We start from the raw sequence: 15,516 nt of genomic DNA on the forward strand, positions 1-15,516 counted from the left end.
AAACGGCAATCCACAAAAAAAGACGCATGCAACGCATCGGCAATCCCCTCTGTCCCGGCCGGGAGTTCACGACAGGGGGGCAGGCAATACAACCTTTATGTGTAGCTTTGTGCACAAGACGCCGAGGCGGGCTCAGCCCGCTTCGCTGTCGCGGATCCAGCCGGCCAGGTCGTCCAGGGCGCGGGCGCTGAGGGCCATCTTGCGGGCCGGGGTCTTGGCCTTGCCCTTGATGCGGTTTCCGTCGGCATCGTGGGTCGGCTGGGTGATGGGCGGGAAGAGGCCGAAATTGACATTCATCGGCTGGAACGAACCCTTGCCGCCATCCAGATGACCGCCGGTCACATGCGCGATGAGGGCGCCCAGCGCGGTGGTCGCAGGCGGTGCATCGAGCTGACGTCCATGCCTCATAGCGGCAGCATAACGCCCCGCCAGCAGCCCCATAGCGGCACTCTCCACATACCCTTCCACGCCGATCAGCTGGCCGGCGAAGCGCAGGCGCGGCTGCGACTTGAGACGCAGCTGGCTGTCGAGCAGTTTGGGCGAGTTGAGGAAGGTGTTGCGGTGGATACCGCCGAGGCGCGCGAACTGGGCCTCTTCCAGGCCGGGGATCATGCGGAAGATGTCGGTCTGGGCGCCGTATTTCATCTTGGTCTGGAAGCCGACCATGTTGAACAGCGTGCCCAGTGCGTTGTCCTGGCGCAGCTGGACGATGGCCCAGGGTTTCACGGTGGGATTGTGCGGATTGGTCAGCCCGACCGGTTTCATCGGCCCGTGGCGTAGCGTCTCGCGGCCGCGTTCGGCCATCACCTCGATCGGCAGGCAGCCGTCGAAATAGGGCGTGTCGGCTTCCCATTCCTTGAACTCGGTCTTCGGCGCGGCCAGCAGCGCGTCGATGAAGGCCTCGTACTGCTCCTTGTCCATCGGGCAGTTGAGATAGGCTTTCTTCTCCGCCTCCGTCTCGCCCTTGTCATAGCGCGACTGGAACCAGGCCTTCTCCAGGCTGATGCTTTCGCGGTGGATCACCGGCGCGATGGCGTCGAAAAAGGCGAGCTCGCCTTCGCCGGTCTCCTCCAGGATCGCCTTGGACAGGCTGTCCGAGGTGAGGGGGCCGGTGGCGATGATCACACTGTCCCAGTCTTCCGGCGGCAGGCCTTCGATCTCGCCGCGTTCGATGGTGACCAGCGGATGCTCGCTCAGGCGTTTCGTGACGGCCTGGGAGAAGGCGTCGCGATCGACCGCCAGTGCGCCGCCGGCGGGCAGGCGGTTATTGTCGCCCTCTTCCATGATGATCGAGCCGAGACGCCGCATCTCCTCGTGCAGCAGACCGACCGCATTGGTGCGGTGATCGTCCGAGCGGAAGGAGTTGGAGCAGACCAGTTCGGCCAGCCCGTCGGTCTTGTGGGCGTCGGTTTCCTTCACGCCGCGCATCTCGTGCAGGATGACGGGGACGCCCTGGCGGACGAGCTGCCAGGTGGCTTCGGAGCCGGCCATGCCGCCGCCGACGACGTGTACGGGTTTCATCGCTTGATCGGTCATGCGCGGCATATCGAGCGCGCACCGCACGAAGTCAATGGGGCGGGGTAGCTGGGCGGTTGACGCCGCCCTCGTCTCGCGCCTAACTCGTCAGAAGCGAGGGGCTACGATTTCATTTGAACTTCCGGTGCTGCCGGCATCCCGGCAACCGCTGCATCATTCCCCCGCGGACTCGCCATTCTCGCCCGGCTTGAACACGTCGCCGATCCGGTTGCGGACGCGTTCCAAGGGGGTGTTGCCGGGGATGGGGCCGTCGGAGCAGACGGCCTGGAGGGCGGCCCATTCGGTCTCGTTGAGCGCCGGCTCGCCGGACCAGCCGATCTGCCCGGCGGCGGCGCGGGCCCGTTCGGCGCGGGCGCGGGTGTCGGGATGGGTGCGCAGCACGCTGCTCAGCCAGCGATCACTACGGCCGTCGTCTGTTTCGGCAGAAGGTTCTGACGCGTCCTCGGCCGGCATGTCGGTGCTGGCGCCCGTGTCCTCACTTTCGGCCTCTGCGCCGTCGCCCTCGGCCTCGGTCTCGGTCTGGCCTTCCAGCACCGCCTGCATGCGCTCGAAGAAGTCGGCGAGGCCGTGCGGGTTCATGTCGGCGGCGACGAGGTATTGCAGCGCATAATCGTCGGCTTCACTTTCCGCGCCGCGGGTATGGCGCAGGCTTTCCAGCGTTGCGCCGGTGCGGGCGATTTCCTGGCCGGCGCCCGAACCGCCGCCGATCAGGAGTTCCAGCAGCACGCCGAACCCCATCTCGCGCAATTGCGCCGCCATGACATGGCGTTGGGCGACATGGGCCGCCTCGTGAGCCAGCACGCCGGCCAGTTCGTCGGGGCTTTCCATTTCGTCGATCAGCTCGTCGGTCACCAGGATGCGGCCGCCGGGCAGGGCAAAGGCGTTGGGGAAGCCGGCATCGACGATGCGCAGGCGAAATTCGAAGGGCGAGCCGGAGACGGCATGGAGCCGGGAGCCCAGGCTGTCGAGCGCGGCGCGGGCTTCCTCGCCGGTTTCGCACTCATCGGTGAACCAGGTGACCATCTGGTTGGTCTGCTCGCCCATGCGGCGTTCCACATCCAGCGGCACGGCGTGGGCGAGGGGGCGCGACAGGAGCGGCAGGCCGACAAACAGGAAGGCCAGGCTGGCGACGGCAATGCCGGTGAGCGCCGCGCCCAGGATCAGCGTGCCGCGCCGCGTCCGGCCGGGCGCGAAGAGCCGCGGGAACCAGGTGCGCAGCACATCCCGGTCGCCCGGAGCGATCCACAGCCGGGCATCGGACCCCTTTTCGCTGATGACGGCGGCGCCGTCCGGCCGGTCGGGCAGGCGACGGAGTTCCGGGACCGGCCAGCGCACGGCGATGCCCTCGCCGTCGAGGGCGAGGGTGTCTGCATCGAGCGTCACCGTTACAGCGTGAAGACGGGCGCTCTCGCCGTCGGCATAGGTGCCGGCCAGGGCCGGGCGGGCGGTTGTGTGGGTACTAGATGACATTGCCGATATCGAATGCGTCCGCCAGTCCTTCGCCGGCCCTGGGTCCGCGATCGGCATTCTGGCGCACGGCCTCGATGTCGATCTCGCCCTCGGCTTCCAGGCGTTTGAAGATATAGCGCCACAGGCGCAGCTGGGCGACGGGCAGGCCGAAACCCAGGGTGAGAGCGATGATCAGGAAGTTGGTGACATAGATCCAGCCCAGGCTGAGCGATCTGGCATCGAGGCGGAAGGTCAGGCCTTCCAGACCCAGGATTTGCGCCTTGCGCCGCATCACCGCAGCGGCATAGGGCAGGCTCGCCAGGCCGACAAAGAGGACATAGACCAGTGCCAGGCCGTAGATCTTGGCGATCATCATGGCATCGGGAATGGGCGGCGTGTCGCCGATATTCTCGAAGCCGCCGAACAGCAGATACATATAGGCCCAGATGAAACCCACATAGCCAACGACGCCGGCAATCCAGGCAAGCGCGAAGGCGGGGTAGAGCGGTCCGGCCAGACCCTCGTCTTCCTGCAGGATCCGGAACCGGCGGTCGCCGTAGAAGGTCTCGCGCCACAGGCGGCGGGTCAGACGCATCTCGGCCGCCGGGGCGTACCAGCCCAGCGTGATCCCGGTCAGCAGGCCATAACCCACCGAGGCCCAGGCATAGGTATTCGCCGAGCCGGCCTGGCCGAAGCGGATGCCGCGCCAGGTGGTGCGGCTCAGCCGGTAGCGGCGTGCGATCCAGACAGCGAGGCCGAGCAGCCAGGAAAAGAAGATCAGGATGGGGATGTAGGCGAGGCCGAAGACCAGCATCACGGTTTCCGGCGGCAGCAGAAGCTGGGCCGCGAAGAACACGCCGTAGATGGGCAGGAAGACCAGCAGCATCACCACGATGAAGGAGCGGAACAGCTCCCAGCCCGAGCCGGTATATTCCATCGGCGCGCCGTTGATCGTGGTGGTCGACCAGAGATAACGCCGCACCCGTGTGCGGCCCCAGAAGCGCCACAGGGTCAGGGTGACGATGTTCAGGAGCGCGTTCAGGAGGGTAATCGGCAGGATGCCGCCGATCGTGCCGCTCTGGGCAAAGACCAGGCGTTCGCCGCCGTTGCCGGCCGGTTCGCTGGCAGGTGTGGCCGGTTCAGCGGGCCCGTTCTCGTCGGGCACATTGCTGCCGCTGGCGGGCGTGGGCTCGTCTGTCATGGATATTCCCCCTGGATCGATCGAAAAATCGCGGTCCCCGGCAGGAGGTTATCCGGCGGGTATGACGCGTCAATGTCAAAATGGAGAGCGGAGTTAAAGCAACTTGACGTCGTGCGGCGAGACCGCATGATCGTGAGGCATCAATCGGGGGGCAGAATGTTGAACGGGATTGTCAGGCTTTGTGTTGCCGCGTGGCTCGTGACCATGACGGACGGAGCATCGGCGCAGGGACTGCCGGCCTCCGTCACAGCACCTTATCAGGAATACCAGGCGGCCATTGAGGCGGGTGATGCCGCAGCTCTTCTGGATGCAGCCCGGCGTGCGTACGAAGCCGGCGAGGCTGCCCGTATCGATACGCTGACACTTGCCACGCTGGCGGAAAACTATGGCTTTGCGGCCACGGCAAACCAGCGGTTCGACACGGCGCAGGATGCCTGGCGGGACGCCGCGCGCCTGTCCGACCGAGGCAATGCCGATCCGGTCGACCGGGCCTGGCGCTGGCACAATGCTGCCACGATCGCCTTGCAAAATTCAGACAATGATGACGCCTATGCCTGCTCGCGCAATGCGGTGCAGGCACTGGAAGAGCTGGATGGGGATTACAGCGAGGCCTCGGATTTTGCCGCCGATGCATTCCTGACGCGATCTATGGTGGCCATGGGGCGCGGCCGGATCAGTGATTCCGGCGCCGCCGCCCTGCAGGCGATTGGCTTGTTCGAGCGCCATCTGGACGCGCCGGATACACGCTATGGTCTTGCCTTGCTCTATGCCGGCGTCTCCCAGACGCTGGATCAGGAATTTGAGCTCGCGACCTATTCCCTGCACATGGCGCGTGATGTCCTGTCCGATGTTTCCCCCGGACATTCCAATGCCGCAACCCTGCAGGCTGCGCTGACATCGGCCCGGCTGAACCTTTATCACGATGACGAAGCGGAGACTGAAGCGGCTTTCGCGCGCCTGTATGACCGGCTGGCGGCAAACCGGTTTCACGCGGAGCGCTACAGCGAGCCAGAGGACGTCCGGCCGGTCGCTGAGCAGGCAGAAGCCGAGGAGCGACCGTGCTGCGACGCCCAGTCCCTGGTTCGCCGCGAACCGCGCTATCCGGAAGACGCTTTGTGGTCGGATCTGGATGGGGTGGTCTATGTGCGCTTTGACGTGACGGCTGAAGGCCGGACGGACAATGTCGAGGTGATCGGCGCCTTTCCGCCGGGAGTGTTTGATCAGGCATCCATCCGGGCCGTCCGCAACTGGCGCTATGCGCCGGCGACCCGCGATGGAGAACCGGTGTCGCGCGAGAATGTGGAAACCCGCTTCGACTTTCGCATAGCGCGCTAGCGCGACCGCCTGCCGCGCTTGATCCTTGCGGTGGGGCTTGTATCTCTGGCGCGAACGTCCGGAGAGCCTCATGACCCCACCCGCCGTCCCCGTCCTGCGCAGCGTGTTTGCCGCCTATGCCTTCTTCCTGGTGCACTGGCGCAAGATCCTGATTGCGGCGATCCCCTACACGGCGGCCTATGCGGCGCAACTCGCCCTGATGCCGATGACGGCTGCCAGCAGCGAGCCGTCGGCGCTGGACCTGGTCGTGGCACTGCTGTCGCTGGCGACCGTCGTGGCGAGCGTGGCGCTCTCGGCGGCGTCGCTGCGCCTGGCCGTGCGCGGCGAGATGCCCGGCTGGCTGGGCCTGCAGCTGGGCCATGAGGAATTGCGGGTCTTCGCGGTCTACATCCTGATCAGCCTCCTGATCGTGATCGTCTTCGTGCTGGTCTTCCTGTTCTGGGGCACGCTGTTCGGGACGGTGACCATGGGGGCGCTGGAGCGCGCCGGGATCGACCCGGAAGCGTCCGGCTTCGATGTCGCGGGTGCGACGCAATACATGGGCGCGTCGGACTGGGTTGTCGTCGTCGCGGCCGGCCTCGCCGGTCTCGCCATCGTAACCTGGCTGTCGGCACGCCTGGTGCTGGCCCTGCCGGCGACGATCGCGTCGAAGCGCATCCAGGTGATGAAGGCCTGGCCGCTGAGCGACGGCAATGGCTGGCGGATCGCGGCCGCCCTGGTGCTGGCCGGCCTGCCGCTGACCCTGTGCGAACTGGCGCTCTACGAACTCCTCAGCACCGTGCTGGGTCATCGCCTGATCGACGTGTCGGCACTGATTTCGGCCGACCTGTCCGGCACGCCCGGTGTAGCGCGGGCGCGCGAATACGGGCTCTGGCTCGGCCTGTTCGCGGCGGTGAATTACCCGGTGATGTCGGGGCTCTACGCCTATCTCTACCAGAAGCGCACCCGCACGCCGGCAGCTTAGGTCGTTGCCTCCGGGACAATGGCGGGCGTTTTCCCTCTGGCCTGTTCCCTGCGATCCGTCATGATGGCAAGGGACAGGGAAGCGGCCAGCAGGGGGCCTTCATGACCGTACGATCATTCGATATCGGCAATGCCATCTTCCATTTCTTCAAGCGCTTCGGCGAGAATCCCGGCGGCGCGCTGTGGATCATGATCTGCCAGACCGTGCTGGTGGGGCTGCTCGCCGCGGCGGGCGTGGCCCTGTTCGTGCCTGTCTGGGACAATCTCTCCCAGCTCATCATTCTCGACGACGCCGGACAGCTCAGCGACGAAGAGGCCGTGCGCCGCGTCTTCGGCATGCTGATGCCGATCATGGGCTTCATGCCGTTTATCGCGCTGGCAGGGATCGCGCTGGCGCTGATGAGCCAGGCGGCCTGGCTGCGTTTTCTCACCCGCGGCGAGGTCAAGCCGGGCCTGCCCTTCCGCCTGGGCGGCGACGAGTTCCGCCTGCTGGGCGTGAACATCCTCTACTGGGTCCTGGGCGTGGTGATCTATTTCGGCTTCATGACCTTTTTCGCGATCTCGGTCGTCGGGGCCGGTGTGGCGGCCGGCGGGCGGGACGCGAACGTCTTCACCGGCGCGGCCGGCGGTCTGATTGTCGCGCTCATCGTGCTGGTGCTGCTGATCGCGGTGCTGGTGATCGCGGTGCGCATGGCCTGCGCGCCGGCGCTGACGGTGCACCAGTCGCGCTTCCGCTTCTTCGAGAGCTGGACAGCGACGCGCGGTGTCTTCTGGCACATGCTGGTCTCCTATATCGCGGTGGCGGTGATGGCCTTCATCCTGTCCTCCATCATCGGCGGCTTCATCCAGCTGGCTTTCCTCGGCGCGCTCTGGCCGGTGCTGATGGAATTCATCACGCTCGAGGCGTCGGGCGCCAAGGCCGACCCGCAGCAGGTGATCGACGCAATCTCGAACATCTTCGCCAATCCGGTCACGATGGGCATGATCGGGCTGGGCTTCGTGCTCAGTTATCTGATGCAGATTGTCTGGGAAGGCATGTGGCACGGCGTTGCCGCCTACAACGCCCAGCGCGTCGGCGAAGAGGGCAGCGCGGACGATCGTACCGTACTCGAGCGCGATCACCCGATGGGCGCCTCGCCCCGCGAAGGCTAGCGGCCGAGGGTTTGCGCTGATAGATTGTTTTCCGGAATCATTCTCGCTCAGGATGTTCGGAGCTGACAGCGTGACCTCGAAGGCCTTCAACCCGTTTGCCGCCGCGTTCTACGGCCCCTTGCAGATGGTGCGCCGGCCTGTGGCGGCGACCCTTCTGTTCCTGGCCAGCGCTCTGCTCGCAACGCTGCTGGCTGGCGGGGTGTTCACCGTCTACGGCGCATCCGGCCTCCCGCAGCGGATGGAAGACCTGCGCGTGGCCGATACCGCCATCGCGCTGTGCCTGATCCTGGCTGTGTGGGCGGGCTATATCTCGATCAGCGCGGCCTGGCTGCGGTTTCTGGTTCGCGGAGAGATCCATGCCTTTCCTTTCCGGCTGGGCGCCGATGAAGGGCGGCTGACGCTGAGCCTGATTATCCACGCGCTGATCCTGGGGGCCGTCCTTGTCGTTGCCGCTCTGTCGGTGTGGGCAATGATCTCTCTGGTCGAGTTCGCATCGGACATTGCGCTTCCTGACGCAGCCGCCAGTGCGGTCCTGCTGGCGGTGTTCGCCTGGGTAAGTGTCAGGCTGTGGGCCCTGCCGGCGCTCACCATCCGTGACAGGCGTGTCTGGGGGACAGACGTCTGGCCGGTGACGCGGGGCATCTTCTGGCCCGCCCTGCTCGCGCTGGTGATTGTCGCTGCCATGACCGAGCTGGCGCCGTTCAGCAGTGTCACCAAGCGGTTCGACCTGATCGGACCGAGCGATCTGGGTGCGGTCACCGTGCTCTGGCTGTCGCCGGATTCGGCCGGCATGCTGCGATGGACCCTGATGATCGTGTTCTCGCTCGCCGCCAGCATCGTCTCATATGGCTATTCCGCCTGTATCGCGCGCTGGGATACGCTGCAGGTGCGCGAGCCCGTGGCTGATGACGCGCTCTTGCGTATGCGCGACGTCGCGGCATCCTGACCCCGGCCGCCGCGCGCGGACCGGCAGCAGGATGCAAGGCGAGGCTGAATGACAGACACGGAACAATCCGGCTCTTCCGGCAGCACGGCAGACGGCGATGCGGACGGCCCGCAGAAGCTGGAAGCCCTGTTCAACGAGCTCGCGGCCGCCGCCGATGGCACCTCCATCACGCTGGGCGAAATCCTCGATGCCCTGGAGAAGCGCTCCTTCGGGCCGCTCCTCCTCCTGCCGACCCTGGTCTCGATCATGCCGGTCATCGGCATGCTGCCGGGCGTCACCTGGGCGATGTCCGGGCTGACCCTGCTGATCTCGCTGCACTTCCTCGCCAATTCCCGCCGCCTCTGGCTGCCGCAGCGCGTCCGGCGGTTCGAGATATCCGCCAACGCCTTCCGGCGCGGCGTCGAGGGGGTGCGGCCCTGGCTGCGCCGGGTCGACCAGGTGATCGAGCCGCGCTTTCACATCCTGTTCGACTGGCCCTGGACGATGGGGTTCGCCGCGCTGTGCGTGGCGATGTCGCTGGCCATGTTCGCCGCTTCGATCGTGCCGGGCGGCGTGGTCATCCCCGCCCTGGGCATCATCATCATGGCCGCCGGCCTGACCGTGCGCGACGGTCTGGTCCTGGTGCTGGGCGCCATCGCCTCGGCCAGCGCCTTGTGGGCGGTCTGGCTGATTGTGGGGTAGGCCGGGCTCAGGCGGCGTTTTCGGCCTCGGCGGCGTTTTCGGCCCCGGCAGCTGGCAGCAGGTCTTCGAGGAAAAAGGCCGACAGCGCATGACGCCCCTCCAGGTCCGCCTTGCGGTAGAGTGCACGCGCCTGCTCGCGCACCGTCCGTTCGCTGGTATCGCGCAGGGCGGCGATCTCCTTCAGGCTCAGCCCCTTGAGCAGGAACAGGCCGATCTCGCTCTCCGCCGCCGTCAGGTGCCAGCGCTCGAACTGCTGCAGGATGGCGTCTCCCAGACCGCGCACCAGCGCGCGGTTCTCCGCGCGCCAGCGGTCGGCCTCGGCCTGCGCCGCAGCGAGATCCAGCCGCGCCCTGCCGACCCGCCGCCACAGGATCGCCGCACCGGCCGCCGCGGCGACAAGCACCAGGGTCTCCACGGCCAGGTGCAGCAGGCTCGCGCCTTCGCCGCGATCGGTCACCAGATCGCCGGCAATCAGCACGGCGATGAGGGCGAAGAGTGCAGCCGCGCCGTGTGTGCGGCGGTTCGTGCCGTGATCCTCATGCATGGCGAGCGCTCCTGCTGGGCAAGGGCTGTCGGGGCCCTTCTGTCGGATGACGTATGGCGGCCGCGGGTGCGGCGCGCGACATCGGTGTCCAGTTAAGACGCGGAGACCGGCAATGGACAAGCATGACACAAGGGCGCAGGGCGCAGGCGCGGCGGGGCGCACGAACGGGCAGGTCCGGGTCTGGGACCCGCTGGTCCGGATCGGCCACTGGCTGCTGGTGGCCGCCTTCTTCACCGCCTATATCGCCGGCGACGATGCCCAGACGGTGCATGTCTGGGCGGGCTATACGGTCGCTGCAATCATTGCCTGGCGGATCGTCTGGGGCGTGGTGGGCAGCCGGCATGCGCGCTTCACCGACTTTGTGCGCGGGCCGGGCGCGGCTTTTGCCTATCTGCGCGGCATGGCCAGCGGCAAGGCGCGCCGCCATCTCGGGCACAATCCCGCCGGCGGCCTGATGATCCTGGTCCTGATCGCCAGTCTGGCGGGTACGACGCTGACCGGCATGTCGCTCTATGCGGTCGAAGAGGGGCGCGGCCCCCTGGCCGGCCTGATCGCGCCGGCGGTGGAGACAATGGACGGCGCCGACATGCAGCCGCTCGTCCACGCAGCGCCGGCCGCCACGGCGTATCGTGAAGACGATGACGACGATCACGAGAGCGAGGGTCATGAGGACGGCGAGCATGAAGGCGGCGGCGATCTGCTGGAAAGCCTGCACAAATTCTTCGTCTATCTCACCCTCGGCCTTGTCGCCCTGCACGTGCTCGGCGTGATCGCTTCAAGCCTGGCCCACGCCGAAAACCTGGTCCGTGCCATGATCACCGGCCGCAAACGCGCCGGCGACGCAGAGGAGTAGGGCGGGGCGGGCGATCAGCCCGCCTTTGCCCGCAATTCCTTGTCGCGTTCCAGCATCGGGGCGAGGTAGCGGCCGGTCCAGCTGGCTTCGACCCTGGCGACATCTTCCGGCGTGCCCTGGGCGACGATCTCGCCGCCGCCATCGCCGCCTTCCGGGCCCAGATCGAGCAGCCAGTCGGCGGTCTTGATGACGTCGAGATTGTGCTCGATCACCACGACGGAATTGCCGGCATCGACGAGTTCGTGCAACACTTCGAGCAGTTTGCGGACATCCTCGAAATGCAGGCCCGTCGTGGGTTCGTCGAGAATGTAGAGCGTCTTGCCGGTGGCGCGCTTGGAGAGCTCCTTGGAAAGCTTGACCCGCTGGGCCTCGCCGCCGGAGAGCTGGGTGGCCGGCTGGCCGATCTTCACATAGCCCAGACCGACGCGTTTGAGCGTTTCCATCTTGTCGCGTACGGCCGGCACGGCCTTGAAGAAGTCCGCGCCTTCCTCGACCGTCATGTCCAGCACGTCGGCGATCGACTTGCCCTTGAACTGCACTTCCAGCGTCTCGCGGTTGAAGCGCTTGCCGTGGCACACATCGCAGGGGACGAAGACGTCGGGCAGGAAGTGCATCTCGATCTTCACCACGCCATCGCCCTGGCAGGCCTCGCAGCGCCCGCCCTTCACATTGAAGGAGAAACGGCCGGGCTTGTAGCCGCGGGTCTTGGCTTCGGGCAGTTGCGCGAACCATTCCCGGATCGGGGTGAAGGCGCCGGTATAGGTTGCCGGATTGGAGCGCGGTGTGCGGCCGATCGGCGACTGGTCGATATCGATCACCTTGTCGAGCCGGTCGAGCCCTTCGACGCGGTCGTGCGGGGCGGGAACCTGCTGGGCTTTCTGAAGCTTGCGGGCAGCGGCCTTGTAGAAGGTCTCGATGGTGAGGGTGGACTTGCCGCCGCCGGACACGCCGGTCACGCAGGTCATCACGCCGAGCGGGAATTCCGCATCGACGCCCTTGAGGTTATTGCCCGTTGCGCCGACGACTTTCACCGTGCGCTTCGGGTCGATCTTGCGGCGCTTTTCCGGCACCTCGATGCGGCGCGTGCCGGCGAGATACTGGCCGGTCAGGCTTTTCGGATTGGCCATCACTTCCTGTGGCGTGCCCTCGGCAACGACTTCGCCGCCATGCACACCGGCCGCGGGACCCAGATCGACGACATAATCGGCGGTCAGGATGGCTTCCTCGTCATGCTCGACGACGATGACCGTATTGCCCAGATCGCGCAGCCCCTGCAGGCTTTCCAAGAGGCGGGTATTGTCGCGCTGGTGCAGGCCGATGGAGGGCTCGTCGAGCACGTAGAGCACGCCCGTCAGGCCCGAGCCGATCTGGCTGGCCAGGCGGATACGCTGGCTTTCCCCGCCCGACAGCGTGCCCGAGGCCCGGTCGAGGGTGAGATAGTCCAGACCCACATCGACCAGGAATTTCAGCCGTTCGCGGATCTCCTTGAGAATGCGCTCGGCAATCTGCTTGTCCTTCGGCGACAGGGTTTCATAGACGGTGGAGAACCATTCCTCGGCCGTGCGGATCGAGAGCTTCGAGGCGTCGGAAATGTCCTGGCCGTCGATCTTCACGCTCAGCGCTTCCGGCTTCAGACGCCGGCCGCCGCAGGTCTCGCAGGGCTGGGAGGACTGGAAGCGGGCGAGATCCTCGCGCACCCAGCTACTGTCCGTCTCGCGCCAGCGCCGCTGGAGATTGGGTATGACGCCTTCGAAGGGTTTCTGCGTCTCGAATTTTCTCAGCCCGTCCTCATAGACAAAGGTGACCTTCTCCTTCGTGCCCCACAGCACGACCTTGCGGAATTCCTCCGGCAGGTCACGCCAGGGCTGGAACATGTCGCCGCCGAAATGCTCGGCCAGCGCCTGCAGGGTCTGCTGGTAGAGTTTCGACGTGGCCCGGCTCCAGGGCGCGATGGCACCGTCGGAGAGCGGCTTGTCGCCGTCCGGCACGACCAGGTTCTCGTCGAATTTCAGCGACTGGCCGAGCCCGTCGCAGGTGGGGCAGGCGCCGACCGGATTGTTGAAGGAGAAGAGGCGCGGCTCGATCTCCTCGATGGTGAAACCGGAGACCGGGCAGGCGAACTTCTCCGAGAAGATCATGCGCTCGGCCTTCCCCTTGTCGTCGGTGCGGTCGGCCGACTCGGCCACGGCGATGCCGTCGGCCAGGCGCAGCGCCGTTTCCAGACTGTCGGCGAGGCGGCTTTCAAGGCCTTCCTTGATCACCACGCGGTCCACCACGACGTCGATATCGTGCTTGAACTTCTTGTCGAGCGCGGGGACCTCCTCGAGCGTATAGAACTCGCCATCCACCTTCACGCGCTGGAAGCCGGCCTTCAGCCATTCGGCGAATTCCTTGCGGTATTCGCCCTTGCGGCCGCGCACGACGGGCGCCAGCAGGTAGAGCCGGCTGCCCTCGTCCAGCGCCATCAGCCGGTCGACCATCTGGCTCACCGTCTGGCTCTCGATGGGCAGGCCGGTGGCCGGCGAATAGGGCACGCCGACGCGGGCCCACAACAGGCGCATATAGTCGTAGATCTCGGTCACCGTGCCGACGGTGGAGCGCGGGTTTTTCGAGGTCGTCTTCTGCTCGATGGAGATCGCCGGGGAGAGGCCTTCGATCGAGTCCATGTCCGGCTTGGCCATCAGCTCCAGGAATTGCCGCGCATAGGCCGACAGGCTTTCCACATAGCGCCGCTGGCCCTCGGCATAGATCGTGTCGAAAGCGAGCGAGGACTTGCCCGAGCCGGACAGGCCCGTGAACACGATCAGGCTGTCACGCGGCAGCTCGACGGAAACATTCTTCAGATTGTGCTCGCGTGCACCCTGCACGCGGATTTTGTCGAGCGCCATTCAGCGAAGTCCCCGGAGAAGTCAGAAGCGAAGTCAGAAGCGTTGAACAATTAGAGAACGCGCGCGGTGGCGTCCAGTTCGGCGTGGCAGCCTCCTGACAGTACGTAGGCAGGAGGGGTGGATCGGCAAGGGGTGGACGGGACAATGCGCTTTGGGGTCTCTTGTTTCTCCGAGGGAGAACCGTCATGAGCACTGACAGGGACACTGTGCAGTCCTACGACGCTGCGGCGGCAGAATATGCGGCCGAAGCGGCAGCGATGCCCGAATGGGTGGCGTCGGAGATCGAGGCCTTCGTGGCCGGGCTGGGCGGCGCGGGCCGGGTGCTGGAGATCGGCAGCGGCGGCGGCCGGGATGCGCTCGACTTCGAGGCGCGCGGGATCAGCGTACGCCGCACCGATGTTTCCAGGGGCTTTGTCAGCTTGCTTCACGCGCAAGGTTTCGAGGCCGATCTGCTGGATCCGCTGACCGACGATCTTGCCGATCCGCAGCGCCCCGGTGTGCCCTATGACGGGGTCTGGGCCTGTGCCTGCCTGATCCATGCCGCACGCGCGGATTTCGGCACCGTTCTCGGTCGGCTCGCCGGCGCGACCCGGCCCGGTGGCCGGCTGCACGTCTCTGTCAGGGACGGCGATGGCGAAGACGTATCCGTGCGTGGAAGTGGGGCGGTCTCCCGGCGCTATTCCGAGACCTACTGGCGCGAGCCTGCCTTGCGTGCAGCGTTGACCGAGGCTGGCTGGGCGGTCGAGGAAGTCCGCCGCTGCATGGGACGGCCGGACGACTGGTGGCTGAGTGTCCGGGCGAGGCGGGCGTGATACGGGCCGGGCACGCGCCTGGAGTGCGCTTCGGGATCAGGCCCGCACCGGGATGTCCCGTCTCGTAGCCTCGTTGCGATCCACCGAAAGCGTGTTATATTTCTGGAGTGAGGACGGACCTCTGGGCCCGCCCTCGTTTCCCTATAGAATGAATAGGACCCGGATTCGTACTTGCCAGGTGGTCCGGGTCTTTTTCATGTCCAGGGCGATGATAAGCGGAAGAAATCCCATACCATCGTCTCCAGTTTGAAAGCGAGGCCCCTAAAAGCAGAAACAGAGGGGGCTACGGTCCGGGTGGCCTATCCTCCCTGATGCGCCGCTGGCCCGGCGCTGCTGCTTTCGCCTTCAAAACCGTTTGCGCTCATTCGTGATGGCCGGCTTCACGATCGGCTGCGTCTTCGCTTCCGACCTCTCTGGACTCTCGCCAGCCCCTCCTTTCAAATCGGCGCGACTCGTGGGCCGCGTTGACCTGCGGAACATAATGTGAACAAATGGGTTGTCCGTAAAGGGCGGCCGCGACAAGACGGAGCAAGGGCGATGGCGGGAAGCGTCAACAAGGTAATCCTGGTGGGCAATCTGGGCCGCGACCCGGAAGTGCGCCGCATGAATAACGGCGACCCGGTGGTCAACCTCTCGGTCGCCACGTCCGAACAGTGGCGCGACAAGAATTCCGGCGAGCGCCGCGAGAAGACCGAATGGCACCGTGTCGTGATCTTCAATGATCAGCTGGCCAAGGTCGCCGAGAATTACCTGAAAAAGGGCATGAAGGTTTACATCGAGGGTCAGCTTCAGACCCGCAAGTGGACCGACCAGAACGGCCAGGAGAAATACTCCACGGAAGTCGTGCTGCAGCGTTTCCGCGGCGAGTTGCAGATGCTCGACGGCAAGGGCGAGGGCGGCGGTTCCTTCCAGGGTTCCTCCGGCGGCGGCTATGACAACAGTTTCGGCTCCTCCGGCGGCGGTTCGCGCCCGATGGAAGGCCCGAAGGAAGACTTCTCCAACGCCGACCTGGACGACGAGATCCCGTTCTAGTCGTCTTGTCGGGATGTAATCTGGCACCGGAGCATCGGCCGTCATCCCCCGGCTTGTCCGGGGGATCCAGGCTGTCCCGTCTGAGGGGGCCCGTTCTTTCGCAATATTCCAACCCGATGGATGA

Annotated in this window: 13 protein-coding genes; 8 read left to right on the top strand and 5 right to left on the bottom strand. The window is 65.9% G+C overall.

Annotated features, from left to right (window positions below; translation table 11 throughout):
• Positions 1-132: 132 nt before the first annotated feature.
• From trmFO to PKE71_RS01625, 3 genes are all read right to left on the bottom strand, one after another.
• On the bottom strand, positions 133-1,545 hold the full coding sequence (trmFO, locus tag PKE71_RS01615; RefSeq protein ID WP_373878779.1) for a methylenetetrahydrofolate--tRNA-(uracil(54)-C(5))-methyltransferase (FADH(2)-oxidizing) TrmFO: 1,413 nt from the start codon (positions 1,543-1,545) through the stop codon (positions 133-135).
• Between the two features lie 144 nt (positions 1,546-1,689).
• Complete coding sequence (locus tag PKE71_RS01620; protein ID WP_271185209.1) at positions 1,690-3,006, bottom strand: M48 family metallopeptidase; 1,317 nt, start codon at positions 3,004-3,006, stop codon at positions 1,690-1,692.
• Positions 2,996-4,186 (bottom strand): YjgN family protein, encoded by a 1,191-nt coding sequence (locus tag PKE71_RS01625; RefSeq protein ID WP_271185210.1) that lies wholly within the window; start codon positions 4,184-4,186, stop codon positions 2,996-2,998. The genes PKE71_RS01620 and PKE71_RS01625 overlap by 11 nt, the downstream gene beginning before the upstream one ends.
• Positions 4,187-4,390: 204 nt before the next feature.
• Between PKE71_RS01625 and PKE71_RS01630 the strand changes: the two genes are divergently transcribed.
• The 5 genes from PKE71_RS01630 (at position 4,391) to PKE71_RS01650 (ending at position 9,263) form a co-directional block, all read left to right on the top strand.
• Positions 4,391-5,521: an energy transducer TonB gene (locus PKE71_RS01630; RefSeq protein ID WP_271185211.1), complete on the top strand. Its 1,131-nt coding sequence runs from the start codon at positions 4,391-4,393 to the stop codon at positions 5,519-5,521.
• A gap of 70 nt (positions 5,522-5,591) precedes the next feature.
• Positions 5,592-6,485 carry a hypothetical protein gene (locus PKE71_RS01635; protein WP_271185212.1) on the top strand — a complete coding sequence of 298 codons (894 nt, stop codon included), beginning with the start codon at positions 5,592-5,594 and terminating at the stop codon, positions 6,483-6,485.
• Between the two features lie 101 nt (positions 6,486-6,586).
• Complete coding sequence (locus PKE71_RS01640) at positions 6,587-7,636, top strand: hypothetical protein (protein ID WP_271185213.1); 1,050 nt, start codon at positions 6,587-6,589, stop codon at positions 7,634-7,636.
• A gap of 70 nt (positions 7,637-7,706) precedes the next feature.
• Positions 7,707-8,582, top strand: coding sequence for a hypothetical protein (locus PKE71_RS01645; protein ID WP_271185214.1), 876 nt, complete (start codon positions 7,707-7,709; stop codon positions 8,580-8,582).
• 48 nt (positions 8,583-8,630) lie between these two features.
• Positions 8,631-9,263: an exopolysaccharide biosynthesis protein gene (locus PKE71_RS01650; protein ID WP_271185215.1), complete on the top strand. Its 633-nt coding sequence runs from the start codon at positions 8,631-8,633 to the stop codon at positions 9,261-9,263.
• 7 nt (positions 9,264-9,270) lie between these two features.
• Here the strand turns inward: PKE71_RS01650 and PKE71_RS01655 are convergent, their stop codons facing one another.
• The gene (locus PKE71_RS01655) at positions 9,271-9,807 is read right to left on the bottom strand and encodes a helix-turn-helix transcriptional regulator (protein WP_271185216.1); all 537 of its coding nucleotides are present in this window, start codon (positions 9,805-9,807) and stop codon (positions 9,271-9,273) included.
• 112 nt (positions 9,808-9,919) lie between these two features.
• Here PKE71_RS01655 and PKE71_RS01660 point away from each other — a divergent pair, with 112 nt between their 5' ends.
• Positions 9,920-10,660: a cytochrome b/b6 domain-containing protein gene (locus PKE71_RS01660; RefSeq protein ID WP_271185217.1), complete on the top strand. Its 741-nt coding sequence runs from the start codon at positions 9,920-9,922 to the stop codon at positions 10,658-10,660.
• Positions 10,661-10,674: 14 nt separating this feature from the next.
• Here the strand turns inward: PKE71_RS01660 and uvrA are convergent, their stop codons facing one another.
• Positions 10,675-13,548, bottom strand: coding sequence for an excinuclease ABC subunit UvrA (uvrA, locus tag PKE71_RS01665; RefSeq protein ID WP_271185218.1), 2,874 nt, complete (start codon positions 13,546-13,548; stop codon positions 10,675-10,677).
• Between the two features lie 185 nt (positions 13,549-13,733).
• On the opposite strand from uvrA, the gene PKE71_RS01670 reads away from it, so the two are divergent.
• Both PKE71_RS01670 and ssb read left to right on the top strand, forming a co-directional pair.
• On the top strand, positions 13,734-14,360 hold the full coding sequence (locus PKE71_RS01670; RefSeq protein ID WP_271185219.1) for a class I SAM-dependent methyltransferase: 627 nt from the start codon (positions 13,734-13,736) through the stop codon (positions 14,358-14,360).
• Between the two features lie 537 nt (positions 14,361-14,897).
• Positions 14,898-15,392 (top strand): single-stranded DNA-binding protein, encoded by a 495-nt coding sequence (gene ssb, locus PKE71_RS01675; RefSeq protein WP_271185220.1) that lies wholly within the window; start codon positions 14,898-14,900, stop codon positions 15,390-15,392.
• The last annotated feature ends 124 nt before the right edge of the window (positions 15,393-15,516 follow it).

It is taken from the genome of Maricaulis virginensis (genome assembly GCF_027922185.1).
GTDB classification, from domain to species: Bacteria; Pseudomonadota; Alphaproteobacteria; order Caulobacterales; family Maricaulaceae; genus Maricaulis; species Maricaulis virginensis.